At 74.7% G+C, this 23,984-nt stretch carries 22 protein-coding genes, 3 tRNA genes and 1 pseudogene; 15 read left to right on the top strand and 11 right to left on the bottom strand.

The window, feature by feature from the left end; all coding sequences use genetic code 11:
• The first annotated feature begins 26 nt into the window (after window positions 1-26).
• The 3 genes from ACFQTY_RS16440 (at window position 27) to ACFQTY_RS16430 (ending at window position 880) form a co-directional block, all read left to right on the top strand.
• Complete coding sequence (locus ACFQTY_RS16440) at window positions 27-392, top strand: GroES family chaperonin (RefSeq protein ID WP_378102655.1); 366 nt, start codon at window positions 27-29, stop codon at window positions 390-392.
• 92 nt (window positions 393-484) lie between these two features.
• On the top strand, window positions 485-721 hold the full coding sequence (locus ACFQTY_RS16435; RefSeq protein WP_378102652.1) for a hypothetical protein: 237 nt from the start codon (window positions 485-487) through the stop codon (window positions 719-721).
• 86 nt (window positions 722-807) lie between these two features.
• Window positions 808-880: transfer RNA gene (locus ACFQTY_RS16430), tRNA-Lys, on the top strand.
• 86 nt (window positions 881-966) lie between these two features.
• Here the strand turns inward: ACFQTY_RS16430 and ACFQTY_RS16425 are convergent.
• The gene (locus ACFQTY_RS16425; RefSeq protein ID WP_378102649.1) at window positions 967-1,746 is read right to left on the bottom strand and encodes an SDR family oxidoreductase; all 780 of its coding nucleotides are present in this window, start codon (window positions 1,744-1,746) and stop codon (window positions 967-969) included.
• Between the two features lie 141 nt (window positions 1,747-1,887).
• Here ACFQTY_RS16425 and ACFQTY_RS16420 point away from each other — a divergent pair, with 141 nt between their 5' ends.
• Entirely contained in the window at window positions 1,888-3,063 is a 1,176-nt protein-coding gene (locus ACFQTY_RS16420; protein WP_378102647.1) for a pyridoxal phosphate-dependent aminotransferase, read from the top strand.
• 120 nt (window positions 3,064-3,183) lie between these two features.
• Window positions 3,184-4,713 carry a dihydrolipoyl dehydrogenase family protein gene (locus ACFQTY_RS16415; RefSeq protein ID WP_378102644.1) on the top strand — a complete coding sequence of 510 codons (1,530 nt, stop codon included), beginning with the start codon at window positions 3,184-3,186 and terminating at the stop codon, window positions 4,711-4,713.
• Window positions 4,714-4,746: 33 nt separating this feature from the next.
• Here the strand turns inward: ACFQTY_RS16415 and ACFQTY_RS16410 are convergent, their stop codons facing one another.
• The 4 genes and pseudogenes from ACFQTY_RS16410 to ACFQTY_RS16395 all read right to left on the bottom strand — a co-directional run bounded on the left by ACFQTY_RS16410 (window position 4,747) and on the right by ACFQTY_RS16395 (window position 7,262).
• On the bottom strand, window positions 4,747-5,331 hold the full coding sequence (locus ACFQTY_RS16410; RefSeq protein WP_378102641.1) for a glycine betaine ABC transporter substrate-binding protein: 585 nt from the start codon (window positions 5,329-5,331) through the stop codon (window positions 4,747-4,749).
• A gap of 101 nt (window positions 5,332-5,432) precedes the next feature.
• Window positions 5,433-5,744, bottom strand: a pseudogene (locus ACFQTY_RS16405) (glycine betaine ABC transporter substrate-binding protein); the annotation flags it as partial.
• 34 nt (window positions 5,745-5,778) lie between these two features.
• Window positions 5,779-6,546 (bottom strand): ABC transporter permease, encoded by a 768-nt coding sequence (locus tag ACFQTY_RS16400; RefSeq protein ID WP_378102638.1) that lies wholly within the window; start codon window positions 6,544-6,546, stop codon window positions 5,779-5,781.
• Window positions 6,543-7,262, bottom strand: a complete 720-nt coding sequence (locus ACFQTY_RS16395) for an ABC transporter permease (protein ID WP_378102635.1) — start codon at window positions 7,260-7,262, stop codon at window positions 6,543-6,545. Before ACFQTY_RS16395 ends, ACFQTY_RS16400 begins: the two co-directional genes overlap by 4 nt.
• A gap of 75 nt (window positions 7,263-7,337) precedes the next feature.
• Here ACFQTY_RS16395 and ACFQTY_RS16390 point away from each other — a divergent pair, with 75 nt between their 5' ends.
• The 3 genes from ACFQTY_RS16390 (at window position 7,338) to ACFQTY_RS16380 (ending at window position 9,573) form a co-directional block, all read left to right on the top strand.
• Window positions 7,338-8,420, top strand: coding sequence for an ABC transporter ATP-binding protein (locus tag ACFQTY_RS16390; RefSeq protein WP_378102631.1), 1,083 nt, complete (start codon window positions 7,338-7,340; stop codon window positions 8,418-8,420).
• Complete coding sequence (locus ACFQTY_RS16385) at window positions 8,417-9,358, top strand: RimK family alpha-L-glutamate ligase (protein ID WP_378102629.1); 942 nt, start codon at window positions 8,417-8,419, stop codon at window positions 9,356-9,358. Before ACFQTY_RS16390 ends, ACFQTY_RS16385 begins: the two co-directional genes overlap by 4 nt.
• Before the next feature lie 139 nt (window positions 9,359-9,497).
• Window positions 9,498-9,573, top strand: a tRNA-His gene (locus ACFQTY_RS16380).
• A 79-nt stretch (window positions 9,574-9,652) separates the two neighbouring features.
• Here the strand turns inward: ACFQTY_RS16380 and orn are convergent.
• From orn to ACFQTY_RS16365, 3 genes are all read right to left on the bottom strand, one after another.
• Complete coding sequence (orn, locus tag ACFQTY_RS16375; RefSeq protein ID WP_378102626.1) at window positions 9,653-10,300, bottom strand: oligoribonuclease; 648 nt, start codon at window positions 10,298-10,300, stop codon at window positions 9,653-9,655.
• 86 nt (window positions 10,301-10,386) lie between these two features.
• Complete coding sequence (locus tag ACFQTY_RS16370; RefSeq protein ID WP_378102623.1) at window positions 10,387-10,665, bottom strand: hypothetical protein; 279 nt, start codon at window positions 10,663-10,665, stop codon at window positions 10,387-10,389.
• Between the two features lie 516 nt (window positions 10,666-11,181).
• A tRNA-Arg gene (locus ACFQTY_RS16365) sits at window positions 11,182-11,254 on the bottom strand.
• Window positions 11,255-11,382: 128 nt separating this feature from the next.
• Here ACFQTY_RS16365 and ACFQTY_RS16360 point away from each other — a divergent pair.
• From ACFQTY_RS16360 to ACFQTY_RS16330, 7 genes are all read left to right on the top strand, one after another.
• Window positions 11,383-13,098 (top strand): dynamin family protein, encoded by a 1,716-nt coding sequence (locus ACFQTY_RS16360; RefSeq protein ID WP_378102621.1) that lies wholly within the window; start codon window positions 11,383-11,385, stop codon window positions 13,096-13,098.
• A complete protein-coding gene (locus tag ACFQTY_RS16355) occupies window positions 13,095-14,648 on the top strand; it encodes a GTPase (protein ID WP_378102619.1) in 1,554 nt (517 codons plus the stop codon). Before ACFQTY_RS16360 ends, ACFQTY_RS16355 begins: the two co-directional genes overlap by 4 nt.
• A gap of 132 nt (window positions 14,649-14,780) precedes the next feature.
• Complete coding sequence (locus ACFQTY_RS16350) at window positions 14,781-15,365, top strand: single-stranded DNA-binding protein (RefSeq protein WP_378102616.1); 585 nt, start codon at window positions 14,781-14,783, stop codon at window positions 15,363-15,365.
• A gap of 176 nt (window positions 15,366-15,541) precedes the next feature.
• Window positions 15,542-17,224, top strand: a complete 1,683-nt coding sequence (ettA, locus tag ACFQTY_RS16345) for an energy-dependent translational throttle protein EttA (RefSeq protein ID WP_378102614.1) — start codon at window positions 15,542-15,544, stop codon at window positions 17,222-17,224.
• A gap of 110 nt (window positions 17,225-17,334) precedes the next feature.
• Entirely contained in the window at window positions 17,335-19,221 is a 1,887-nt protein-coding gene (locus ACFQTY_RS16340) for a dynamin family protein (RefSeq protein ID WP_378102611.1), read from the top strand.
• Window positions 19,218-20,789, top strand: coding sequence for a GTPase family protein (locus ACFQTY_RS16335; protein WP_378102608.1), 1,572 nt, complete (start codon window positions 19,218-19,220; stop codon window positions 20,787-20,789). Before ACFQTY_RS16340 ends, ACFQTY_RS16335 begins: the two co-directional genes overlap by 4 nt.
• Before the next feature lie 119 nt (window positions 20,790-20,908).
• Window positions 20,909-21,400: an acyl-CoA thioesterase gene (locus ACFQTY_RS16330; RefSeq protein WP_378102605.1), complete on the top strand. Its 492-nt coding sequence runs from the start codon at window positions 20,909-20,911 to the stop codon at window positions 21,398-21,400.
• A 96-nt stretch (window positions 21,401-21,496) separates the two neighbouring features.
• Here ACFQTY_RS16330 and ACFQTY_RS16325 read toward each other — a convergent pair whose 3' ends face one another.
• From ACFQTY_RS16325 to ACFQTY_RS16315, 3 genes are all read right to left on the bottom strand, one after another.
• On the bottom strand, window positions 21,497-22,483 hold the full coding sequence (locus ACFQTY_RS16325) for a DNA topoisomerase IB (RefSeq protein WP_378102602.1): 987 nt from the start codon (window positions 22,481-22,483) through the stop codon (window positions 21,497-21,499).
• 102 nt (window positions 22,484-22,585) lie between these two features.
• Window positions 22,586-23,566, bottom strand: a complete 981-nt coding sequence (locus ACFQTY_RS16320) for an acyl-CoA thioesterase (RefSeq protein ID WP_378102599.1) — start codon at window positions 23,564-23,566, stop codon at window positions 22,586-22,588.
• On the bottom strand, window positions 23,563-23,952 hold the full coding sequence (locus tag ACFQTY_RS16315) for a globin (RefSeq protein ID WP_378102597.1): 390 nt from the start codon (window positions 23,950-23,952) through the stop codon (window positions 23,563-23,565). The genes ACFQTY_RS16320 and ACFQTY_RS16315 overlap by 4 nt, the downstream gene beginning before the upstream one ends.
• Between the last annotated feature and the right edge of the window lie 32 nt (window positions 23,953-23,984).

Below are 23,984 nucleotides of genomic sequence, written 5' to 3'. Positions count from 1 at the left end.
CTCCCGGGGTCGTTTCTGCCCACCCTATGTCGGCGGGTACCGTGCCCGTCGTGACCACCCGGGACGAGACGAGCTCCGCCGACCTGCCGATCCGGATGCTCAACGACCGGGTGCTGGTCGCCCTGGACCAGGACAGCTCCGAGCGCCGCTCGGCGGCCGGCATCGTCATCCCCGCCACGGCGACGGTGGCGAAGCGGCTGGCATGGGCACGCGTGGTCGCGGTCGGCCAGCACGTGCGGCAGGTGGCGGTCGGGGACCGGGTGCTGTTCGACCCGGAGGACCGTGCCGAGGTGGAGCTCGCCGGTGCCACCTACGTGCTGCTGCGGGAGAAGGACGTGCACGCCGTCGCGGAGCCCCGCGGCGAGGGTCAGGGGACGGGTCTCTACCTCTAGCCGATCGGTGCGTCGCAGGTTCGCACGGATGGCGGCTGGGCGAATCCGGATCCGTGGGTCACCATGGAGGACCCACGATCGGACGGAGCCCCATGGCGCAGGACGACGAGACCACGGCCGACCAGCCCCAGGCGAGCCCGGTTCCCCCCGTGCAGCCGACCGGTGAGAAGCAGTCCCGCGTCGCGCAGGAGCTGCTCGCCGAGCACGTGCCGCTCGCCCTGCTGGTCGACCTCGTCGCGCCGGTCGTCTCGTCCGAGGAGATCCTCGAGGCGGAGGGTCTGCCGGAGGAGACGTGGTGGGAGGCGGAGCCCGAGACGCCCGGTGCCTGACCCGGTCACCGTGTCCCGGCGCGACAGCGCCGCGCTGACCTCCGGTTTCGCATCCGCGGCCCACCCCTGCTAACGTTTCGCCCCGCGCGCCATTAGCTCAACTGGCAGAGCAGCTGACTCTTAATCAGCGGGTTCGGGGTTCGAGTCCCTGATGGCGCACAGACGAGGGCCCCTGACGGCGGAGACGCTGTCAGGGGCCCTCTGGCATGTCCGGTGTCGACGAGGTCAGGACGCCCTGCAGCCGGTCACCAGGTGGTGTCGCCGCGGATCACCGCATCGCTGCCACCGTCCACGAACACCACCTGACCGCACAGGTGCGTGTTCTCCTCGCTGGTGAGCCATGCGAGGAGCCGCGCCACGACGATCGGCTGGGCGATGCCGTTCAGGGGCATGGGGACCAGCTGCAGCAGGTCGGCGCGGGCTTGCTCGGTCGTGAGCATCCCGCTGGTCATCGGCGTCTCGATGACACCCGGTGCCACGGCGTTGAGCGGGATGGACGCACCCGCCCACTCCGGGGTCGGCGCGCTGCGGCGCACCCACTGGGCGAAGGCCTTCTTCGTGGAGCTGTAGATGAGGTTGCGCAGCTCCGGGTCCTTGGCCAGGACCTCGGCACGCGCCAGCGCGGCGGTCTCGTCGCCGGCCGTCATGTGCGTCACCAGCTCGTCGTCCAGCGGGTGCAGGCTGGCCATCGACGAGACGCCGACGGCGCGGGGCGCCCCGGAGCCGAGCAGCAGCGGACGCAGGCCCTCGAGCGTGGCCACCATGCCGAAGAAGTTCACCGAGACGGTCTTCGGGGCCGGGATCGCCAGCCCGGCGATGGCGAGGACCGCATCCACCGCGCCGCCGCTGAGCCTGGCGACGTCGTCGACCAGCGCGGCCCGTCCCTCAGCCGTCGTGAGGTCCACCATCACGTCGGCGTCGTGCAGGTCGACGCCGATCACCTTGTTGTCGCGGGACTCGAGCAGCTCCTTCGTCGCCTTCCCGATGCCGGAGGCCGCTCCCGTGATCACGTACGTGCGAGCCATGGCTGTCTCCTTCGACCCTGGTGGCTTCGTTGCCACCTGACTCGATGCTAGGAGCGTCGAGGCTCGACGTCGCCGGCCGGTGACCGAGCTCTCGGGCCGCCGGGGCCGGACGCCCCGACGTCCCCGGACTACCATCCCGGCGTGCACCTGGCGGAGCGTTCGGCGCCCGACGAGCAACCCAACGAGATGGCCCGTCTCCGGGCCCGTCTGGCCGCCGACGGGGTGCCGGTGCTGGACCTGTCCGACTCGAACCCCACCCGTCACCGCCTGACCGACCCCGGCGTGCTCGAGGCGGTGTCCCGAGCCGTCCCCGCGGCGGCGTCCTACGAGCCGGATCCACACGGTCCCCACGCGGCTCGCCTGGCGCTCGCCGGCCGGTACGGCGGCGTGCCGGAGGACTACTACCTCACGGCGAGCACCTCGGAGGCGTACGCCTGGTTGCTCCAGCTGCTCTGCGACCCCGGCGACGCGGTGGCCGTCCCGGCCCCGGGCTATCCGCTCGTCGAACCGCTCGCGCGCCTGGCGGGCGTGCGGACCGTGCCGTATGCCGTGCACCACCTGCACCCGTACGGCTGGTCGGTGGACACGGGGCAGGTCGCTGACCTGGCGGCCCGGCCCGACGTGCGGGCGGTGGTGGCGGTGAGCCCCGGGAACCCGACGGGCGCCTACCTGCGCGCCGAGGAGCGGGTCCTGACGGAAGCGGCGTGCCGTGCCGGCGGCGCCGCCCTGGTGCTGGACGAGGTGTTCGCACCCTTCCGGCTGGACGCCGCGCCCGGCGACACGGTCCCGCCGTCGTCGGACCCGGAACGCCTCTGCACGACCTTCACCCTGGACGGGCTCTCCAAGCTGGTCTGCGCGCCCCAGCTCAAGCTGAGCTGGCTGCGCGTCGCCGGGCCGGCCGGCGAGCTGCCCGCCGTGCATCGCGCCCTCGAGACCGTGGCCGACACCTACCTGTCGGTCTCGTCCCCGGTCGCGCTCGCCCTGCCGGAGATCCTCGATCGGGCGGACGCGTCGGTCACGGCCACGCGGGCGCGGCTCGCCGCGAACCTGGCCCTGGCGCACGCGCTGCTCGACGACGACGGCTTCCGGGTCCGCCGGTGCGGAGGCGGCTGGACCGTGCTGGTGGACGTGCCGCGGTACCTGCCCGACGAACAGCTGGTGCTCACCCTCCTGGCAGAGGCGCACCTGGCGGTACACCCGGGGTACTTCTACGACCTGCCGACCCCCGGGACGCTGGCCCTCAGCCTGCTTCCGGAGCCCGCCACGTTCGAGGCGGGCTGCCGACGGCTGCGGGCGGCGGTGCAGGCGCTGGCCTGACGCGTCCGCGGCAGCGAACCGCGGCGGTCGCTCGCGGCGGGAGAGCCGGACATCGCGGTGCAGCCGCGTGCTGCGGGGCGTCGCGCTGCGCACGGGCGGGCTGCAGGACACCATGGCGCCATGACCGAGCGTGAGTTCGACGTCGTGGTGCTGGGTGGCGGGGCGGTAGGGGAGAACGCGGCCGACAGGGCGTCCCGCACCGGCCTGTCCGTGGCTCTCGTGGAGGAGGCCCTGGTCGGCGGGGAGTGCTCGTACTGGGCCTGCATGCCGTCCAAGGCCCTGCTGCGGCCGGGCGACGTGGTGCAGCAGGCCCGTGAGGCCCGGGGCGTCGGCGACCCGGGCCCGCTGGACGTCCACGAGGTGCTGGCCCGGCGCGACGAGGTCACCCATCACTGGGACGACACCGGCCAGGTCGAGTGGGCCGAGGGTGCCGGCCTGACCGTGCTGCGGGGCCACGCCCGGTTCACCGGTCCCCGGACCCTGCGTCTGGAGCAGGTCGACGGAAACGTCGACCTACGAGCCCGCTGCGCCGTCGTGGTGGCGACCGGCTCAACCGCCGTCGTGCCGCCGGTGCCGGGGCTCGCGGACGTGCGTCCGTGGACCAGCCGGGAGGCCACGTCCGCCCACGAGGTGCCGGAGCGGCTGGCCGTCATCGGCGGCGGGGTGGTCGCCGTCGAGATGGCGACGGCCTACGCCGACCTGGGGTCCGCCGTCACCGTCCTGGTCCGCGGCGACCGGCTGCTCGAGCGCGCCGAGCCGTTCGCCGGCAAGGCCGTCGCCAGGGCGCTCACGCAGCGCGGCGTCCGCGTGGTGCTCGGTGCCGAGGTGGTGTCCGCCCGGCGCGAGCCCGGCGGGGTGCAGCTCGTGGTGCAGCACCACCAGCACGAGGGTGCCCGAACGCGGGACGGTTCGGCTGGCACGCGCCCGGAGGACCTGGTGGTGGACGAGGTGCTCGCGGCGACGGGCCGCCGGCCGAGCACGGGCGACCTGGGCCTGGAGACGATCGGGCTCGAGCCGGGCCGTGCCGTCACGGTGGACGACGCGCTGCAGGCCGTCGGCGTGGACGGCGGCTGGCTGTTCGCCGTCGGCGACGTCACGGGCCGGACGGGCACCACGCACCAGGGCAAGTACGACGCGCGGGTGTGCGGGGACGTGATCGCCGCGCGGTTCGACCCTCGACAGGACCCGGACGTCTCGGCGGACCAGGACGCGGGATCGGTGCCGCGGGGCCTGAGCCGGTCCGGCGAGCAGGAGGCGCGGCCGTGGAGCCGCTACCGGGCGTCCGCCGATGTGGCTGCCGTCCCGCAGGTCGTCTTCTCGCGACCCCAGGTCGCGTGGGTCGGCATGACGGAGGCCGAGGCGAGACGTGCCAGCCTCGACGTGGTGGTCCACGGGTACGACCTGCAGAACCTGGCCGGTGCGACGGTCACGTCGCCGGACTACTCCGGACGGGCGCAGATCGTCGTGGACACCTCACGGGACGTGATCGTCGGCGCGACCTTCGTCGGCCCCGACGTCGGCGAGATGCTGCATGCCGCCACGATCGCCGTCGTGGGCGAGGTGCCGCTGGATCGGCTGTGGCACGCGGTGCCGTCCTACCCGACGGTCAGCGAGGTGTGGCTGCGGCTGCTCGAGACGGCCGGCCTGTAGGGCTGCCGGCCGTCCCGAGCACGCATCGCCGGATCAGCCCAGGCTGCCGTCCGACGTCAGCACCAGGCCGATCGTCGCGTCGCCCTTGCGGATCGCCTGGCCGATCGCGCCGAAGTCGTACGACTTGAACTCGGAGACCTTCAGGCCGTAGGTCTGCTCGAGACCGATCTGGCAGAACGGCCGCTGCGGGCACTCCGCCGGGCCGGCGAGCACCACGCCGCCGCACGCCGACGCGAGATCGCTCAGCGTGCTGACCTTGTGCTTGTCGGCGAAGGCCTGGGTGACGGCGAAGCCGTTCTGGTCCTGCGCCTTGGACGCCGTGCCGATCGTCAGACCGGCCTTGGCGGCCAGGGGCGTCAGAGCCGCGACCGTCTTGTCCACGTCGGAGGAGGCGACCGGCGCCGCGCTCGCGCCGTTGGCCTGGGAGTTCAGGTAGGTCGCCAGCGAGGCGGCGTACTCGGGGACGGCCGTGAGCTGGCCGGACTCGAGTGCCGGGAGGTAGGTCTCCCGGGAGCCGATGGTGCGGGTACTCGCCTGGTAGCCGGCCGTCCGGAGCACCTCGGCGTAGATCTCAGCGAGGGTGGCGCTCTCCGAGAAGCCCGCGGCTCCGACCACCACGGCGGCGCCCCGCCTGACTGGTCGGTCGCGGCGAGCCCCTGCTTCTGCACGAACTCCTTGGCCACGTCGGACGAGGTCCGCCGGTCGACGTCGACGGACTTGTTCAGCGACACGAGCGTCGGCGTGTCCAGCTTCGCGGAGACGGAGTTGAGCAGGGTCACCAGGCTCGGGTGGTCCGTCGCCGCCTTGGTGTTGATGGCGGGCAGCACGTTGTCGGCGTTCTGCAGGCCCTTGTCGTCCTTCAGCAGGACGAGCTTGTCGCCGGCGACGGGCGCACAGGCGGCTGCCGTGCCGGAGGCCGCGGCGGCCGGAGCCTGCGTCGTGCCGCCGCCGGAGCCCGGGGCGCCGCAGGCGCTCAGGGCGAGCACGGCGACAGCCAGGCTCGTGAGCAGGGTGGTGCGTCTGGCGGGCATTGATGTGCTCCTCGTAGATCGGGGATCGGACGACTCAGACATCGCGGACGGGGTCGTTCGACCCGGCCCGGACGACATGGGCAACTTGCGTGCTGGGCGGCGTATGCCCGGACTCGCTCTCGACCGGCGCCGAGCGGGCCAGCGCCCGGATGCCGGCGGGTGTCACCGCGCGCTGCAGCAGCGCCAGCAGCCCCTCGGCCACCAGCGACAGCGCCGCGACCAGCACGGCGCCGGCGACGACCTGCCCGTACCGCTGCACGCCGAAGCCGGTGACGACGATCGTGCCCAGGCTGCGGCCGCCGACGAGGGCTGCGAGGGGCACGGTGGCCACCACCTGGACCACCGCGGTGCGCAACCCGGCAGCGAGCTGCGGGACGGCGAGCGGCACCTCGACCGTCCACAGCCGCCGTGCGCCGGACATCCCCATCCCGCGCGCGGCGTCCCGGACGTCGGCGTCCACGCCGCCGAGCCCGGTGACGGCACCGGACAGCAGCGGCGGCACGGCGAACACCGCGCACGCCAGGGCGGTCGCGGTGTTGCCGAACAGACCGGTGGCGCCGAACAGCGTCAGCATCGCCAGGGTCGGGAGGGCCCGGGACGTGTTCGACACGACCACCCCGACGGTCGCCCCGCGCCCGCGGTGGCCGAGGTAGAGGCCGGTCGGCACGGCGACGAACGCTCCGAGCAGCACGGCCAGGCCGGTGACCACCAGGTGCTGCCGGGTCAGCGCCAGCACGCCGGACGGCCCGGTCCAGTTCAAGGGGTCGTTGAGCCACCGCAGCGCCTCGAGCAGCACGTTCATGCCGGCTGCACCCCCCGGACCGCCCACGGCGTGAGCAGCCGCCCGATGCCGGCGAGCAGCAGGTCGACCACGAGCGCCAGCACCAGGCACAGCAGCGTGGCCGTCATGATCTCGGCGTGGTAGTTGCTGCGGAAGCCACGGAACATCAGCTGACCGAGGCCGCCGAAGCCGACCACCAGGCCGACGGTGGTCAGCGCGACGGTGGTGACGGTCGCCAGCCGGACCCCCGCCACGATGCTGGGCAGCGCCTGCGGCAGCTCCACCTGCGTCAGCATCCGGAGCCGCCCGTACCCCATGCCGCGCGCCGCGTCGACGATCGCCGGGTCGACGCCGCGGAGGCCGACCAGCACGTTTCGCACGATCACCAGCAGCGCGTAGGACACCAGGCCGATCAGCACCGTGACCCGACCGATCCCGGTCCACGGCGCCAGCACGGCGAACAGCGCGAGGGACGGGATCGTGTACAGCACCCCGGTGACGCCGAGGACCGGACCGGCGAGCCGTGGTCGCAGGTGGGCGAGCGCGCCGAGCGGGAGGGCGATCACCAGCGCGATGGCCACCGCCTGCAGGGTCAGCGTGACGTGCTGCCCGGTCGCCGCGAGGACGTCGCCGCTGTTGCGCTGCAGGTACGTCCAGGACAGCCACGGGTTCGGCGCGGCGTCCGACGCGAGGGCGGGCACGAGCGAGGGGACCAGCTCGGGGACGAGCAGGAGCATGCGCCGAACCTAGCCAGGGCCACCGACACGCGCAGCCGCTGCGGCTGTCGGACGCCTCCGCTACCGTCCGAGCCCATGACCAGCACACCGGCGATCCGGTTCGAGCACGTGCGCAAGGAGTACGGCGGCGAGGTCGCGGTCGACGACCTCACGCTCGAGGTGCGTGAGCACGAGCTGCTGGTGCTGGTCGGCCCCTCCGGCTGCGGCAAGTCGACCACGCTGCGGATGGCGAACCGTCTGGTGGAGCCCACGTCCGGCCGCATCGAGCTGGCGGGGGAGGACGTCACGCACGTGGACCCGGTGCAGCTGCGCCGACGCATCGGGTACGTGATCCAGGGCGTCGGGCTGTTCCCGCACCGGACCGTCGCGCAGAACGTCGCGACCGTGCCCGCGCTGCTGGGCTGGGACCGTCGTCGCACGCAGGACCGGGCCGTGCAGCTGCTGGCCCTGGTGGGGCTGGACCCCGCCCGGTACGCGCGCCGCTACCCGCACGAGCTGTCCGGCGGGGAACGGCAGCGCGTCGGCGTCGCCCGTGCTCTCGCCGCCGACCCGCCCGTGCTGCTGATGGACGAGCCGTTCGGTGCGGTCGACCCGGTGGGCCGGGCGCGCCTGCAGAGCGAGTTCCTGCGGCTGCACGCCGACCTCGGCACCACCGTGGTCATGGTCACGCACGACGTCGACGAGGCGGTGCGGATGGCGGACCGGATGGTGGTGCTCAGCACCGGTGCGCACGTGGAGCAGCTCGCCCCGCCGCTGGAGGTGGTGGCACGCCCCGCCACGGCGGCGGTCGCCGACCTGGTCGGCCGCGGACGCACGGCGAGCCTCCTGTCGCTCGGCACCCTGGAGCGGGCGGACCTCGACGAGCCGGCCCCCGCCGGGGCGACGGACGGCGCTGCCGGGCGAGGCGGTGACGAGCGGTCCGTCGGCGGCGCCGTGCCGGCTGGGGGCGGTACCGTCGCGGGTGTCGTCTCCCTCGGCGCGGGTCTCGACGAGGTGCTCGGTGCGCTGGTCGCGCTCCCGCCGGGCGGCGCCGGGCAGGCGCCGTCCCTCACCGTCGTCGACGGGGACACCGTGGTCGGCCGGGCCGGACCGGCCTCGGTCCAGCGCGCCCTGCACCGGCTCACCGCCCTCGCACCCGTCGGTACGCTGCCGGAGTGACCACCGTGCCCCCCAGCTCCGCTCCGGCTCGCCTCGCGATCGCCACGTGCGCCGAGCTCCCCGAGCTGGACCAGGACGACCGCCTGCTGCGCGACGCCCTCGAGGCGCGAGGCGTGGCGACGGCGGCCGTCGTCTGGGACGACCCGACGGTCGACTGGTCGGCGTACCCCACCGTGCTCATCCGCTCGACGTGGGACTACACCGACCGTGCGCGTCAGTTCGCCGACTGGACCCGCCGGGTGGAGCACTCGTCGGCCCTGCTGAACCCCGCCGACGTGGTGGCGTGGAACATCGACAAGACCTACCTGCGCGACCTCGAGCAGCGAGGCCTGCCCATCGTCCCGACCATCTGGCTCGACCCCGAGCGCAACATGGACGCCCGCGCCATCCACACCCGGTTTCCCGCGTTCGGTGACTTCGTCATCAAGCCGACCGTGAGCGCCGGCTCGCGCGACACCGGTCGCTACGAGGCCGGCGACACGCCGTCGCGGATGCTGGCGATCACCCATGCGAAGAACCTGCTCGGGGTCGGTCGGCACGTGATGCTGCAGCGCTACCTGCGCCAGGTCGACGCCGTCGGGGAGACCGCCCTGGTGTACATCGACGGGCAGTTCAGCCACGCCGTGCGCAAGAGCGCGCTGCTCGCGGGGCCGTACCGCCGTGACGAGACGGAGGGCGTGCTGTACCGACGCGAGCGGATGGCGCCGCGCGACGCCTCCGAGGCGGAGCGTGCCGTGGCCGACCGGGTGATGGCGACCATCCCGGAGGTCTTTCCCGGCCTGGACCGTGCGCTCCTCTACGCCCGGGTGGACCTGATCCCGGACGACGAGGGCAAGCCGGTGATCCTCGAGGTCGAGCTGATCGAGCCGTCGCTCTTCCTCGAGCACGCGCCCGGGTCCGCGGAACGGTTGGCCGAGGCGGTGGAGGCGCGCCTGTGAGGGCGTCCGCCCTCGGCTGCTGAGGGTGGGCCGGGTCGGCCGGTGGGGGACCGTCGCGTGGTCCGCCGGGGCGGACCGCCGTCCGGCACCCGCTACACTTTCCGTCGGTCCTCGCCGCTGCGGCGGCGCGGAGACCGTGGTGGCTATAGCTCAGTTGGTAGAGCACCTGGTTGTGGTCCAGGGGGTCGCGGGTTCAAGTCCCGTTAGCCACCCCAGCGCGAAGGGCGCCGGCCTGCGAGGTCGGCGCCCTTCGTCGTCCCGTGCGGCGCGGGTCGGGGCGCGGTGCCCGAGAGATCAGGCGCTGGTCCCACCTGCCACGGACGGGCTCGCCAGCACCTCGGCGGCGATGCGTCGCGCGGTGGCCGAGTCCGGTCCCGGTGCGGCGGGCATGAGCGCCGCACGGTAGTAGCGGAGCTCGTCGATGCTCTCGAGGATGTCGGCGAGCGCACGGTGGCCGCCCTGCTTGGCGGGCGAGGCGAAGTACACCCGCGGGTACCAGCGGCGGGCGAGCTCCTTGATCGACGACACGTCGATCACCCGGTAGTGCAGGTGCCCGACGAGCTCCGGCATGTCCCGGTCGAGGAACGTCTTGTCGGTCCCGACGGAGTTGCCAGCCAGCGGAGCCTTGCCGGCCTCCGGCACCCACGTGCGCACGTAGTCCATGACGATGTCCTGCGCCTGCCGGAGGGTCACCCCGGTGCTCAGCGCCTCGAGCAGCCCGGACGTCGTGTGCATGGCGCGCACGAAGTCGCCCATCGCCTCGACAGACTCCGGCGGCGGTGCGATCACCACGTCCACGCCCTCGCCGAGCACGTGCAGCTCGGAGTCCGTCACCACCGCTGCCACCTCGACCAAGGCGTCCTGTCGAAGGTCGAGGCCGGTCATCTCGCAGTCGATCCAGACGATCCGGTCGGAGCTGCCGTTGGCGGGGGTGCTGGTCACGGGGGTCAGCCTAGATCGGGCCGCCCACCAGCACCGTCGCGCGACGGTGCGGGGCGGTGACGCTGCGCCCACGCGCGCCGGCCCGGCTAGCGGTGCCGGTGGGGCTCCTCGGCGGCGTGCCTCTCCGCGTCGTGACCCGGGAGCGTGGACGCCGCCCACGCGGCGCACGGCACGACGAGCGCGACGCCGGCAGCGGCCCAGGCGGCAGCGCCGGAGGTGGTGCCGGCCCACTGGAGCACGCCCCACGTGCCGCCGCCCGCGGCGAGTCCCAGCGCGGCGCGCTCGGCCCAGGTGGTGAGCACGGTGCGCAGGTGCCGGCCGGTCGGGACGGACCCATGGGGCGGAGGCGCACCGTGCCGACCCATCCGTGCCGTCCTTCCCGGGACTCGTCGGCCGCGGTGCCACCTGTGCGAGGCGAGTCGACGGCGCGGCCAGGCGCCATGGTGGCACGCCGCGGACGGTCGCACGTCCCGGGCCGTCGCGGGCCCTGCACGACGAAGGGCGCGGTCCCTGCCCTCGTCGGGAAGAACCGCGCCCCTCGTGCGCTGCCTCGTCGTGCGGTGCCGTCAGCGAGACGCCACGGCCGGAGGGTGGCCGGTGCGACGACCGGGCCTCCCGCCGCCTTGTGCACGTCTGGGCACCGTGCGGGCCCGGCGCGCCGCGCCGGCGCGCGCGATGCGCTCGGCGTGGTCGAAGCAGATCAGCTGGTAGGTGGTCTCGGGCAGCATGGACGCCTCCTGGGCGCGACGAGGCAGCCCCGTGCGAGGGGGCGACCGGTGAGGTGGACGTGATCTACGACACCACAGCGCCGTCGGGCGGTCACGGCATTTACGGCACCCGCCGGCCGCACCCGACGGGTGGGCGGCGTGCTCGTCCTGCGGTGCCCCCGCCCGGATTCGAACCGGGAACCGACGGATTAGAAGGCCGTTGCTCTGTCCGTTGAGCTACGGGGGCGGGCCGGTCGTCCGGCGCAGCCATCGTACGAGGCCGGGAGGTGGCTCCGGAGCGGCCGGCCCGGCTGCTGGTCGTTCACCCGCGCGCCGCGTTTGTGCAGGTCATCAGTGGGACACGAGAATGGGGCCGTGAGCGCGCAGCCCGGCACCGCGCCGGCGCACCCCTCGTCGCACGGGGGAGGCCGGCATGCCGGCGACGATCCGCGCTCGATGCTGGCCCGTCCGCTGGCGGCGACGTCGCTGCTGGACGCCGTCCGGGACCTGCACCGCGACGTCGAGGCGACGTCCTTCCCGCTCGACCTGCCGGGTGCGGAGCCCGCGCGGACGTCACGCACGAGGCTGGTGGACCAGCTGGGTGAGCACCTGGTCCCTCGGCTGACGGAGCTCTCGGCACCCGCGGTGGTCGTGGTGTCCGGCTCGACCGGCGCCGGCAAGTCGACGCTGGTCAACTCGCTGGTCGGCACCGAGGTCAGCGCGGCCGGCGTGCTGCGGCCGACCACCAGACGCCCCGTGCTGGTGCACAACCCGGACGACGCCGACCTGCTGTCCCACCACCCGGTGCTGGAGTCGGTCGAGGTCGTCGAGCACGAGTCGGTGCCCCGCGGCATCGCCGTGCTGGACGCCCCGGACCTCGACTCGGTGCTCGAGTCGAACCGGGAGTCCGCCCACCGCCTGCTCGAGGCCGCGGACCTGTGGCTCTTCGTCACCACAGCCGCCCGCTACGGCGACGCGCTGCCCTGGCGGGTGCTCCAGGACGCGGTCGAACGGCAGACCACCATCGCGATGGTCCTCAACCGGGTCGCCCCCGAGTCCTTGCCGGAGGTGCGCGGGGACCTGCTGGAGCGCCTGCGGGCCCACGGACTGCAGGGGGCGCCGCTCTTCGTCGTGCCGGACGTCGGTCCGCACGAGGGCGTCCTGCCACCGGCCGTCGTGGCGCCGATCCGCCGGTGGCTGACGATGCTCGCGGGCCCCGACCGGGCCCGCACGGTGGTCGCCCGAACCCTGCGCGGGGCGCTGGAGGCCCTCCGGCCGTGGGTCGACGAGCTCGCCGACGCCGTGCAGGAGCAGGCGGACGCCGCTGCGGCCATCGGTGCACGGCTCGACGACGCCGTCGTGGCCCCCGGCCGTCGAGCCCGCGAGCACGTGGCCGCCGGTGCGGTGGCCGACGGAGCCGTCCGGGCGCGCTGGGCGGAGCTGACCGCCTCCGGGGCACCCCTCGCGGGCGTCGTCAGGCGCTCCGGCCGGGTGCGCGGCTCGTCGCGGACGGCGCGCGCTCGGGAGGCCGCCGTCGCGCCGCTGCTGCGTGACCTCGTCACGACGGTCACGTCCGTCCTGGTCGCCGCGGGCGAACGAGGTCAGGACGCCGTCCACGCCGCGCTGGTGGACGAGCACGCGCCTGCCGGCTCGGCCTCCGTGGCGGCGGTCCTGGGCGGTGACGACGGCGTCGACGAGCGGATCGCGGCGGCGCAGCAGGCCGCGCGCGGCTGGGTGGCCCAGGGCGAGCGCGCCCTGCACGCAGCCCTGGCTGCCGAGGCTCATCAGGGCGCCGGCGCGTCGCGGCGTCGTCGGCGCGTCCGCCGCGTCGTCGGAGATCCGGTGCTGGCCGCCGTGGCGCTGACGGGAGCGGCCGGCGTCGGCGGGGCCGAGGAGCTCCTGAGCACTCTGCTGGGCGGAACCGGCGCGGCCGTCGTGGAGAACCTGCGCGGGCAGCTGTCGGTGCTCGCCGCGAACCAGGTGGACCTCGAGCGCGCCGCGGTGGACGCGGTGCTGCGGCAGCGTGACCTCGCGGCCGACGCCGCCAGCACGTTGCGGCTGCGGCTCGCCGTGCTCAAGGCGCTGACGTGAACGGCACCCCCGCCCTTCCCGACCAGCCGCCTCCCGCACCGGCCGGACCTGCGGTGAGCCCGGACGCCGCGTCGACGCTGCAGGGTGAGCAGACCGCAGCCCTGCGTCGGCGGGCGGACGCGCTGGAGGAGGCCGTCCGGCGGGCCGGTGAGCGGGTGGACCCGGAGGTCGTGGAGCAGGTGCTGGCGGTGCTCGGCCGGGTGCGGGAGCGGCTGCTGCTCGGCGTGGACCACACGGTGGTGGCGCTCGCAGGCGGTACCGGTTCGGGCAAGTCGAGCCTGTTCAACGCGGTCGCCGGCCTGCAGTTCGCCGAGGTCGGCGTACGTCGCCCCACCACGTCCCGGGTGACCGCCTGCGTCTGGGGGATGGGCAGCGGTCCGCTGCTGCAGTGGCTGGGGGTGGACCCGGACGACCGCATCGAGCGCGAGAGCCTGCTCGACGGCGAGCACGAGGCGGCGCTGCGCGGCCTGGTGCTGCTGGACCTGCCGGACCACGACTCGGTCTCCCCGGAGCACCGCGCCGTGGTCGACCGGGTGCTGCCCCAGGCGGACATGCTGGTGTGGGTGGTGGACCCGCAGAAGTACGCGGACGACGCCCTGCACGCCGGCTACCTGCGCCGGCTCGTCGGTCACGAGGCCGCGATGGCGGTGCTGCTCAACCAGGTGGACACCGTCCAGCCCGCGCTCCGCGACGGCCTCGCCGCCGACGTGGAGCGCCTGCTGGTCGAGGACGGGCTGCGCGGCGTACCGGTGCGCCAGGTGTCGGCCCGCACCGGCGAGGGCGTGCAGGAGGTCCGCACGGAGCTCGCCCGCATGGTCGCGCAGCGCTCCTTGGCGGCGCGGCGCGCGGACGCCGAGCTCGACGGTGCCGCCAGGCTGCTGTCGGGACAGCTCGCGCCCGCCGAGCCGGAACCTGCTCGGCTCGCCGTCGCCCCGGTGGTCGAGACGCTGGCTGCCGCGGTAGGGCTCGACGCGGTCGCCGACGCCGTCGCGGCCCTCGTCCGCGGCGCGTCCTGGTCAGCACCGACGTTCGGTCCCGTGCCTCTGGACTCGGTCGCACAGGCACGCTCCGGGTGGATCGAGCACGCCACGGCGGGACTGCCGGCGCGGTGGGCCCGCGACGTGCACGAGCGGGTGGCGACGGACGCGGAGCTCGGCCTCGCGCTGACGGACGCCCTGGCGGGGGTGACCGTGACCGCCCGACGCTCCCGCTGGGCGGCCGCTCTCACCGCGCTGGCCGTGCTGCTCGGCCTCGCGGCCGTGATCGCGGCGGCCGTGGGCCTCGGCGAATGGCTCGGCGGTGGGTCCGTCGACGGCTGGGCGCTTCCCTCGGCCGCTGCGACGGCCCTGGCAGCCGTGCTGGCCAGGTTGGGAGCGACGGCCGTGCGCCGCGCCGCGGCCGGCCGACGCGCGGCCGCCGTCGTGGCCGACGGACGGGCGTCCATCGAGGGCACCGCGCGCGCCCGGCTGGTGGTCCCGGCGCAGCAGGTGATCGCCGAGCACCGGCGCACCCGTGAGCTGGTCGCCTCGGCGCGGTCGCTCGACGACTGAACCGCCCACAGTCCCGGTCTGCCGCCCGTCGTCGTCGGGCTCCGTTCCCGCCGGCCACGGGTGCGGCGCGCCGAGGGCAGCCTGCCGCCAACGCGCCCCGCCACCGTCGGGGCCTCGGCGATGGAGGTACCGATGAGCACGCAGTCGACCCTGACGATCACCGGCTGGCTGGGATCGGACGTGAAGTACTCGCCCGGCGGCGACGGGGCGGTCCCGTACGCCTGGTTCCGGCTCGGCGCGACGCGCCGGTTCTACGACCGGGCCTCGGGGGAGTGGCGGGACGCCGCGACCCAGTGGTTCACGGTCAAGGTGTGGCGCCACGTCGCGGCGAACGTCGCGCAGTCGCTGCGCAAGGGTGACCCGGTGCTGGTGCACGGCAGGTTCGCCACGGACGAGTGGACCGGTCCGGACGGACCGCGGACGACGCTGGTCATCGAGGCCGATGCGCTGGGTCCGGACCTGACCTTCGGCAGCTCCCACTTCGCACGGACCGTCAGCCCGGGCCGTGACCAGACGCCGGAGGGAGCGCCCGCCGACCTGAGCGGGTTGGCCGAGCTCGACGACGAGGCGCAGCCGGACGCCGCACCGGCGGAACCGGACGGCGCGGCGGGGGCGCTGGGGCGCGCGTCCTCCGTGGAGCTCGAACCAGCGGACGGGGCCGACGAGCGCGACGAGGACCTGTCGATGGCCGCCCTCACGCTGGCCGGGAGCAGGTGATCGCCTAGGCTGGTGCACCGGCACCCGGCGACGACGCAGCGGCGCCGGCCCGCTCACAGCGTGGCCGGCCTGCTGCGACCCGCGCGGAGCACCTGCGCGGGCGACGGCCCGGGTAGCCACCGCCGGCGGCGAGATCCCGCGCCGGCCACCCGAGCAGCGGAGCGGACAGCAGGCCAGTGGCTGAGTTCATCTACACCATGTACAAGGCGCGCAAGGCGCACGGCGACAAGGTCATCCTCGACGACGTCTCGCTCAACTTCCTCCCCGGCGCCAAGATCGGCGTCGTCGGCCCGAACGGCGCCGGGAAGTCGACGATCCTGCGGATCATGGCCGGCCTGGACCACCCGTCCAACGGCGAGGCGCGGCTGTCTCCCGGGTACACCGTCGGGATCCTGCAGCAGGAGCCGCCGCTCAACGAGGACAAGACGGTGCTCGGCAACGTCGAGGAGGGCGTCGCCGACATCAAGGGCAAGCTCGACCGCTACAACGAGATCTCGACGCTGATGGCGGACCCCGACGCCGACTTCGACGCCCTGCTGGCCGAGATGGGCCACCTGCAGGAGGCGATCGACGCCGCCGACGCGTGGGACCTGGACGCCCAGCTCGAGCAGGCGATGGACGCGCTGCGCTGCCCGCCGCCGGACGCGGACGTGAAGGTGCTGTCCGGTGGTGAGCGGCGCCGCGTCGCCCTCTGCAAGCTGCTGCTGGAGAAGCCCGACCTGCTGCTGCTGGACGAGCCGACCAACCACCTGGACGCCGAGTCCGTGCTGTGGCTCGAGCAGCACCTGGCCAGCTACCACGGTGCCGTCCTGGCCGTCACCCACGACCGGTACTTCCTCGACCACGTCGCGGAGTGGATCTGCGAGGTCGACCGTGGACGTCTGTACCCGTACGAGGGCAACTACTCGACCTACCTGGAGAAGAAGCAGGAGCGCCTGCAGGTCCAGGGCAAGAAGGACGCCAAGCTCGCCAAGCGGCTGAAGGACGAGCTCGAGTGGGTCCGGCAGAACGCCAAGGGCCGGCAGGCCAAGAGCAAGGCGCGGCTGGCCCGCTACGAGGAGATGGCGGCCGAGGCCGACCGCACCCGCAAGCTCGACTTCGAGGAGATCCAGATCCCGCCGGGCCCCCGGCTGGGCTCGGTGGTCATCGAGGCGACCGACCTGCGCAAGGGCTTCGGCGACCGGGTGCTGATCGACGACCTGAGCTTCACGCTGCCGCGCAACGGCATCGTCGGCGTGATCGGCCCGAACGGTGTGGGCAAGACGACGCTCTTCAAGACGATCGTCGGGCTCGAGCCGCTGGACGCCGGGACGCTGAAGGTCGGCGAGACGGTGTCCGTCAGCTACGTCGACCAGGGGCGTGGTGGCATCGACCCCGCCAAGACGCTGTGGGAGGTCGTCTCCGACGGGCTCGACTTCATCAAGGTCGGCCAGGTCGAGATGCCGTCCCGGGCCTACGTCGCCGCGTTCGGGTTCAAGGGCCCCGACCAGCAGAAGCCGGCCGGCGTGCTGTCCGGTGGTGAGCGCAACCGCCTGAACCTGGCGCTGACGCTCAAGCAGGGCGGCAACCTGCTGCTGCTGGACGAGCCGACCAACGACCTGGACGTCGAGACGCTCGGTTCGCTGGAGAACGCCCTGCTGGAGTTCCCGGGCTGCGCGGTCGTCGTCTCGCACGACCGGTGGTTCCTCGACCGGGTGGCGACGCACATCCTGGCGTACGAGGGGACCGAGGAGGACCCGTCCCGCTGGTACTGGTTCGAGGGCAACTTCGCGTCGTACGAGGAGAACAAGGTCGGTCGCCTCGGGGCGGACGCAGCCCGTCCGCACCGCGTCACGTACCGCAAGCTGCGCCGCGACTGACCCGTGGCCTGCGTGCGCGGCGGGGCCACCTCGATCGAGGGCGTGCCGGTCGCCGCGAGCGGGATCGCGACTGACGGGCCCGGACGGGGCGGTTCCGGCACACTGACCGGATGAGTGTGCCGGAGCCGGACCCGCGCCCGGCCGCGAGCGGCCGGCTCGAGGCGGCGGTGCACGTGCCGCTGCTCGACGCGCTGGAACGGCTGCGCAGCCGGCTGGTCGCGCTCCCGCTCCCGCTGCGCACCTCAGGGGTCGACGCGGTCCGCGCCGAGCGCGACGCCGCCATAGCGCAGCTCGACGACTACCTGCTGCCGCGGCTGCGGGCGCACAGCGCCCCGCTGCTGGTGGTGGTCGGCGGATCGACCGGTGCAGGCAAGTCCACCCTGGTCAACTCGCTGCTCGGCGAGGTCGTCTCCGCTCCCGGCGTGCTCCGACCGACCACGCGATCGCCCGTGCTGGTGCACCATCCGCTGGACGCCCGGTGGTTCAGCACGGACCGCGTGCTGCCCGCGCTGGCCCGGACGTCGTCAGTCGCACCCGCCGGTGTCGGCCGAGAGCTCCGTCTGGTCCCCAGCGCCACGCTGCCTCAGGGTCTCGCCCTCCTCGACGCCCCGGACATCGACTCGGTCGACGTGGCGAACCGCGCGCTCGCGGGCGAGCTGCTCGCGGCGGCGGACCTCTGGCTGTTCGTCACCACCGCCGCCCGTTACGCCGACGCGGTGCCGTGGGAGCTGCTGCGCGGTGCGGCCCGTCGGCGCGCCCGAGCGGCCCTGGTCGTCGACCGGGTGGACCGCGGCGCCGAGGCGGTGGTGGACGACCTGCGCCGGATGATGGGGCGCGAGGGGCTGGCCGACTCCCCGCTGTTCGTGGTGCCGGAGACGGTGCTGGTCGACGGGCTGCTGCCCGAGCCGGCGGTCGCTGCGGTCTCCCGCTGGCTGACGGACCTCGGTGCGGACGCGGCCGCGCGGGCCGACGTCGCGCTCGCGACGCGCGACGGGGTGGTGGACGACCTGGTGGGCCGCGCACGGGAGCTCGCGGCGGCCGCGGACGCCCAGCGTGAGGCGGACGCCCGGCTGCGGGAGCGGGTGCGCAGCGCCTATGCCGATGCGGCGGCGCACGTGCGGGCCGTGACGTCCGACGGTGCACTGCTGCGCGGAGAGGTGCTGGCGCGGTGGCAGGACTTCGTCGGGACGGGTGACCTGTTCCGGTCGGTCGAGCAGGGCGTCGGGCGGCTGCGTGACTCGCTGACCGGGTTCTTCCGCGGCCGTCCGGCGGCGGCGCCCGGGGTGGAGACGGCACTCGCGCACGGTCTGCAGGCCGTGCTGCTCGATGCCGCCGACGAGGCGGCGGGCCGTGCCCACGCCGCCTGGCGTGCCGATCCCGCAGGGGCGGCGCTGCTGGGAGGGCTCGAGCTGTCGCGCGCCTCCCGCGGGCTGCGCGACGAGGTGGACCGCCAGGTACGCGGCTGGCAGTCCGACGTCCTGGGACTGGTGCGCGAGCAGGGGGCCGGTCGGCGCGGCACCGCGCGGTACCTGTCCTTCGGCGTCAACGCGCTCGGGGTGAGCCTGATGGTGCTCGCGTTCGCCTCGACCGGTGGTCTGACGGGGGTGGAGGTCGGCATCGCCGGCGGCACGGCGGTGCTGGCGCAGAAGCTGCTCGAGGCGGTGTTCGGCGACGACGCGGTGCGCCGGCTCACGGTCGAGGCTCGCGAGCGGCTGGACGTCCGGGTCGCCTCGCTGCTCGAGGGGGAGGCGACCCGGTTCACCGGACAGCTCGACGCCCTCGGAGCGATGCAGGCGGACGGCGGCCCCCTGCGCGAGGTGGTCGACGACGTGGTCGCGGCCGCCCGCGCGGAGCGGGAGCACAGATCGCCCGTGCAGCCCGGTCACGCCGGTGACAGCCGTCCGCTGCGCGGTGCCGGGACGGTGGTGGAGGAGGCTGCCCCGCGGCCCCGACGAGGCTTCTGGCGTCGCCTGCTCGGCCGGGACGCGCCCGCATGAGCCTGACCGTGCAGGATCGCCTCCAGTCGCTGGACGCCGCGCTGGATGCCGGTGCCGGTCGGCTGCCGGACACGCTGGTCGGCCGGTGCCGTGAGGTCGTGGCGAGGGCGCGCGAGCGCGGGGGACTGTCCGCCGAGCACACCGTCGTGGCGTTGGCGGGGGCGACGGGCTCCGGCAAGTCGTCCCTGTTCAACGCTCTGGCCGGCGCGGACCTCGCCGCGGTGGGGGTGCAGCGACCGACGACCGCGGAGGCGATGGCCGCCGTGCGGGGAGACGGCGCGCAGGCGCTGCTCGACTGGCTCGGGGTGCAGCGGCGGTACCGGCTGGCGGCGGACCCGGGGTCGCAGGGCGGGCTGGTGCTGCTCGACCTGCCCGACCACGACTCGGTGGTCACCGAGCACCGGCTGCGTGCCGACCGGTTGGTGCAGCGCGCCGACCTGCTGGTGTGGGTGGTCGACCCGCAGAAGTACGCCGACGCCGCGCTGCACGAGGGCTACCTGCGACCGCTCGCCGGGCATGCCGCCGTCGTGGTGCTGGTGCTGAACCAGGCCGACCGGTTGCCCGCCGACCAGGTGCACGCCGTGCAGGCGGACCTGCACCGGCTCGCCGTGGAGGACGGGCTGGACAAGGCCCGGATCGTGGCCGTCTCGGCGCGGACGGGCGCCGGCATCGAGCAGCTGCGGCGGCTGCTGGACGAGGCGGCGGCACGTCGCCGTGCGGCGAACGACCGCTCGACCGCGGACCTGCGCTCGGCCGCCGCCCACGTCCTGGCCGCGTGCGGACCGCCGGCCGGGCCGTCGCGTCCGGCGGCGACCGACCGGCTGGTCGACGCGCTGGCGACCGCGGCCGGCGTGCCCGTGGTGACCGAGGCGGTGCGTCGGTCGGCCGTCCGCCGCACGGGCGCCCGCACCGGCTGGCCGCCCGTGCGCTGGGTCGCACGCCTGCGGCCCGACCCGCTGCGCCGGCTGCGCCTGGCCACGGCCTCCACGGCGGACGACCTGACCACGACGTCCCTGCCCCCGGCGAGCCCCGCGGCCCGCTCGGCTGCTGCCACCGCCGTCCGTGACTACACCGACGCCGCGCTCGCGGGCCTCCCGGACGCCTGGGTGCTCGCCGGCCGGGACCAGCTGCGCACCGCCGACCTCCCCGACGAGCTGGACCGCGCGGTCGCGGCCACGCCGCTGCTGCCCGAGCGCGTACCGGTCTGGACCCGTGCCCTCGGTGCGGTCCAGTGGCTGCTGCTCGCTGCGGCGCTGGCCGGTCTGCTCTGGCTCGGCGTGCTCGCCGGCATGGGGTACCTCCGGCTCCCGGAGCCGCGCACGCCGCAGTGGGGACCGTTCCCGGTGCCCACCGCGCTGCTGCTAGGCGGCGTCCTCTGCGGGCTGCTGGTCGCCGGCCTCGGTTCGGTGCTCGCGCGGATCTCCGCCCGTCGGCGGGCCCGCGCGGCGGGGCGTCGGCTGCGGGAGGCCGTCGGGGGCGTCGCGGCACGGTTGGTGATGGCACCCCTCGCGGCTGCCCTCGACGACCTGCGCACGTGCCGTCAGCTGGCGGCCCGGGCGGCGGGCTGACACCGCTCAGCGACCCCGGGAGCGGTTCCGATCGACCGCGGTAGGGCCGGCGCGCCCGCGAACGTGGCGGCGCCGCGACGGGCGGCAGGGCAGGATGCGTCCGACGAAGGAGATGCCGCATGGCCAGGCTCGAGGTGCCCGTGCAGCTGCGCTGGGCCGACATGGACGCGTACGCGCACGTCAACAACGTGGCGATGCTGCGGCTCCTCGAGGAGGCACGCATCCAGGCGTTCTGGCGGCATCCCGTGTCCGACCAGGCGGCCGACGCCGCGCCGGCCGTGCAGTGGCCGACGGCGGTGCTCGACGCAGGGCCTGGCGCCGACGTGTCGACGCTCGTGGCGAGGCAGGAGATCGAGTACCTGCACCCGCTGCCGTACCGCCGTCGTCCGGTGATCGTCGAGATGTGGCTCGGCTACCTGGGCGGGGCCAGCATCGACGTCTGCTACGAGGTGCGCGACGACGCCGCGGAGCCGACGGTGTACGCGCGTGCGGTGGCGACGCTCGTGCTGGTGGACACCTCGACGGGCAGCCCGCGGCGCATCAGCGAGGCCGAGCGGATCGCGTGGCAGCCCTACGTGGAGGGCCCGATCAGCTTCCGCCGGCGCCGCTGACCCCTGCGCCGACCTCTGCGCTGACCCCTGCGCTGAGGCCAGGCAGCCCGGCGCTCGCGGGTCTCGGCCGGCGTCCCCGGTCCGCGCCGCGCAGAGTCACGGCGACGTCTCGAGCAGCGCCAGGGTGGCCCTCTCGGCAGCCGCCTGCGTCCGGACGGGCCCGATGTGCTCGCCGCGCTCCCACAGGTCGATCACCCGCGGGTCGACGTAGGACGCCCGGCAGACGGCGGGGGTGTTGCCCAGCTCCGCGGCGACGTCGCGCACGGCCTGGGTGACGGCACGTCGACGGGCCCGGTCCGACGCGGGGGCCGGGCCTGCTTCCGCGAGGGCGCGCGCCGCGAGCACCGTCGCGTGCCAGGTCCGGAAGTCCTTCGGCGTCGCCTCGCCGCCGAGCCGCTCCCGCACGTAGGCCGCCACGTCGGAGCTCGTCACGTCGTGCCAGCCGGCCTCGTCCCGCCAGGCGAGCAGCTCCGGGTTGTCGTCGTGCCGCCGCACCAGCGTGCGCACGCCCGCCGCCACCTCGGCGTCGTCCACCAGCGTGTCCCGCACCTGGCCGGACTTGGCGGGGAAGGTGAGGTGCACCGTGTCGTCCGCATGCACCCGCACGTGCTCGCGTCGCAGCGTCGCGAGCCCGAACGAGCCGTTGGTGACCGCGTAGCCCTCCCCGCCGACGCGCAGGTACGCCAGGTCGAGCAGCAGGAACGCCAGCGCGAGGGCCTTCTGCCTCGGCATCCCGTCGAGCCGCACGTCGGCACGGACGGCCCGGCGCGCGGCAGGCAGGCGGCGGGCCACCTCGAGCACGTGGTCGTGCTTGAGCCGGTCGCGCCGGCGGCGCCACTGCGGGTGGTACAGGTACTGGCGACGCCCCGCGGCGTCCACCCCCGTCGCCTGCACGTGACCGTTGGGCCACGGGCAGATCCACACGTCGTGCCACGCGGGCGGGATGGCGAGGGCGGCGATCGCGGCCCGTACCTCGGGGTCGTCGATGCGGCGCCCGGCCTCGTCGAGGTAGACGAAACCGCGGCCGGCCCGGCGCCGTGTCCAGCCCGGGGCGTCCAGGCGGGAGCGGCGCAGACGAACCATGGCAGGCAGTGTCACCTGGCGGCTGCCACCTCGCCCGCCGAGGCCGCCCCGCCCACCGAGGCAGCCCCGTTCGTCGTGGCCGCCCGGCTCGTCGAACGGGGCTCAGCCCAGCGGCACCCGCACCATGCCCTCCTGGGCGATGGACGCCACCAGCGCCCCGTCCTGGTCGAACACCCGCGCTGCACCGAGCCCCCGCCCGCCCTGACCGCTGGGGGAGGACTGCACGTACAGCAGCCACTCATCGACGTGCACGTCGCGGTGCCACCACATCGCGTGGTCCAGCGAGGCGATGGACAGCTGCGGCGTGGCCCAGGACAGCCCCGCGTGGCGGAGCACCGGCTCGAGCATCACCTGGTCGCACGCGTACGCCAGCAGCGCCCGGTGCAGCAGCTGGTCGTCCGGCACCGCCGCCCGGGCCTTGACCCACGCCAGCTGCCGACCGGTGCGCTCCCGGTCCGGGCGCAGGTAGATCGAGCCGTTGACGTGCCGCACGTCGAACGCACCGTCGGCCCAGAACCGCGCGAACGGGTGGTCGATCCGCGCCAGGTGGTCCAGTGCCGTCGGCACCTCCTCCGGACCGGGCACCCCGTGCGGCATCCGCTCGGCGTAGTCGATGCCGGGCTGCTCCTGCTGGAAGGACGCCGTCATGGACAGGATCGGCGCACCGTGCTGGGCCGCATGCGTGCGGCGGGCGCTGAAGGACCGGCCGTCACGCAGGCGCTCGACCCCGAACTCGATGGGGACGTCGATCTCGCCTGCCCGCAGGAAGTACCCGTGGAGCGAGTGCGGCAGCCGCGGGCCCGCGTCGGGGTCGTCGACGAGGGTCCGGCCGGCGGCGAGGAGGGCCTGGGCCAGCACCTGGCCGCCGAAGACGCGTCCGTTGGGGTGCGCCAGGCTCGTCCCGACGAACGTGTCCGGTGCGTCGCCGGCGTCGAGGTCGAGCGTGCGGAGCACCGTGCCGAGGGCTGCGGCACCGGCCTCGTCGCTCGCCTCCACCTGGGCGGTGTCGACCGGCGATCCCGTGGGCGACGGCGCGGTCGGTCCGACCGGCTCGGGATCCACCGTGCGCGACCGGTCCGTCATCGTGCCTCCTCGAAGGTGTTGAGCAGCGAGTGGGCGGCCCGCTCCAGGTAGTCCCACAGCTCGCCCTTGTGCAGCGGTGCCAGGTCCAGGGTGTCGAGCGCCGCCCGCATGTGCCCCAGCCAGCGGTCGCGAGCCTCCGGGTCCACCCGGAACTCGGCGTGCCGCAGCCGCAGCCGCGGGTGGCCCCGCGTCTCGGAGTACGTCGTCGGACCGCCCCAGTACTGCTCCAGGAACATCGTCAGGCGCTGCGCGGCGGGCCCCAGGTCGTCCTCGGGGTACATCGGCCGGAGCACCGGGTCGGCGGCCACCCCGGCGTAGAAGGCGTCGACCAGCCGCACGAACGTCTGGTGGCCGCCGACGGCGGTGTAGAAGGAGTCGGACCGCACCGCGCCATCCTCACACGACCCGTCACGACCCA

Origin of the sequence: Cellulomonas sp. T2.31MG-18 (genome assembly GCF_964266755.1) — a bacterium.
In the GTDB taxonomy this organism is placed as follows: Bacteria; Actinomycetota; Actinomycetes; order Actinomycetales; family Cellulomonadaceae; genus Cellulomonas.
Note: the sequence above shows the minus strand (reverse complement) of the source record. Positions and strands in the feature narration are given on the sequence as shown.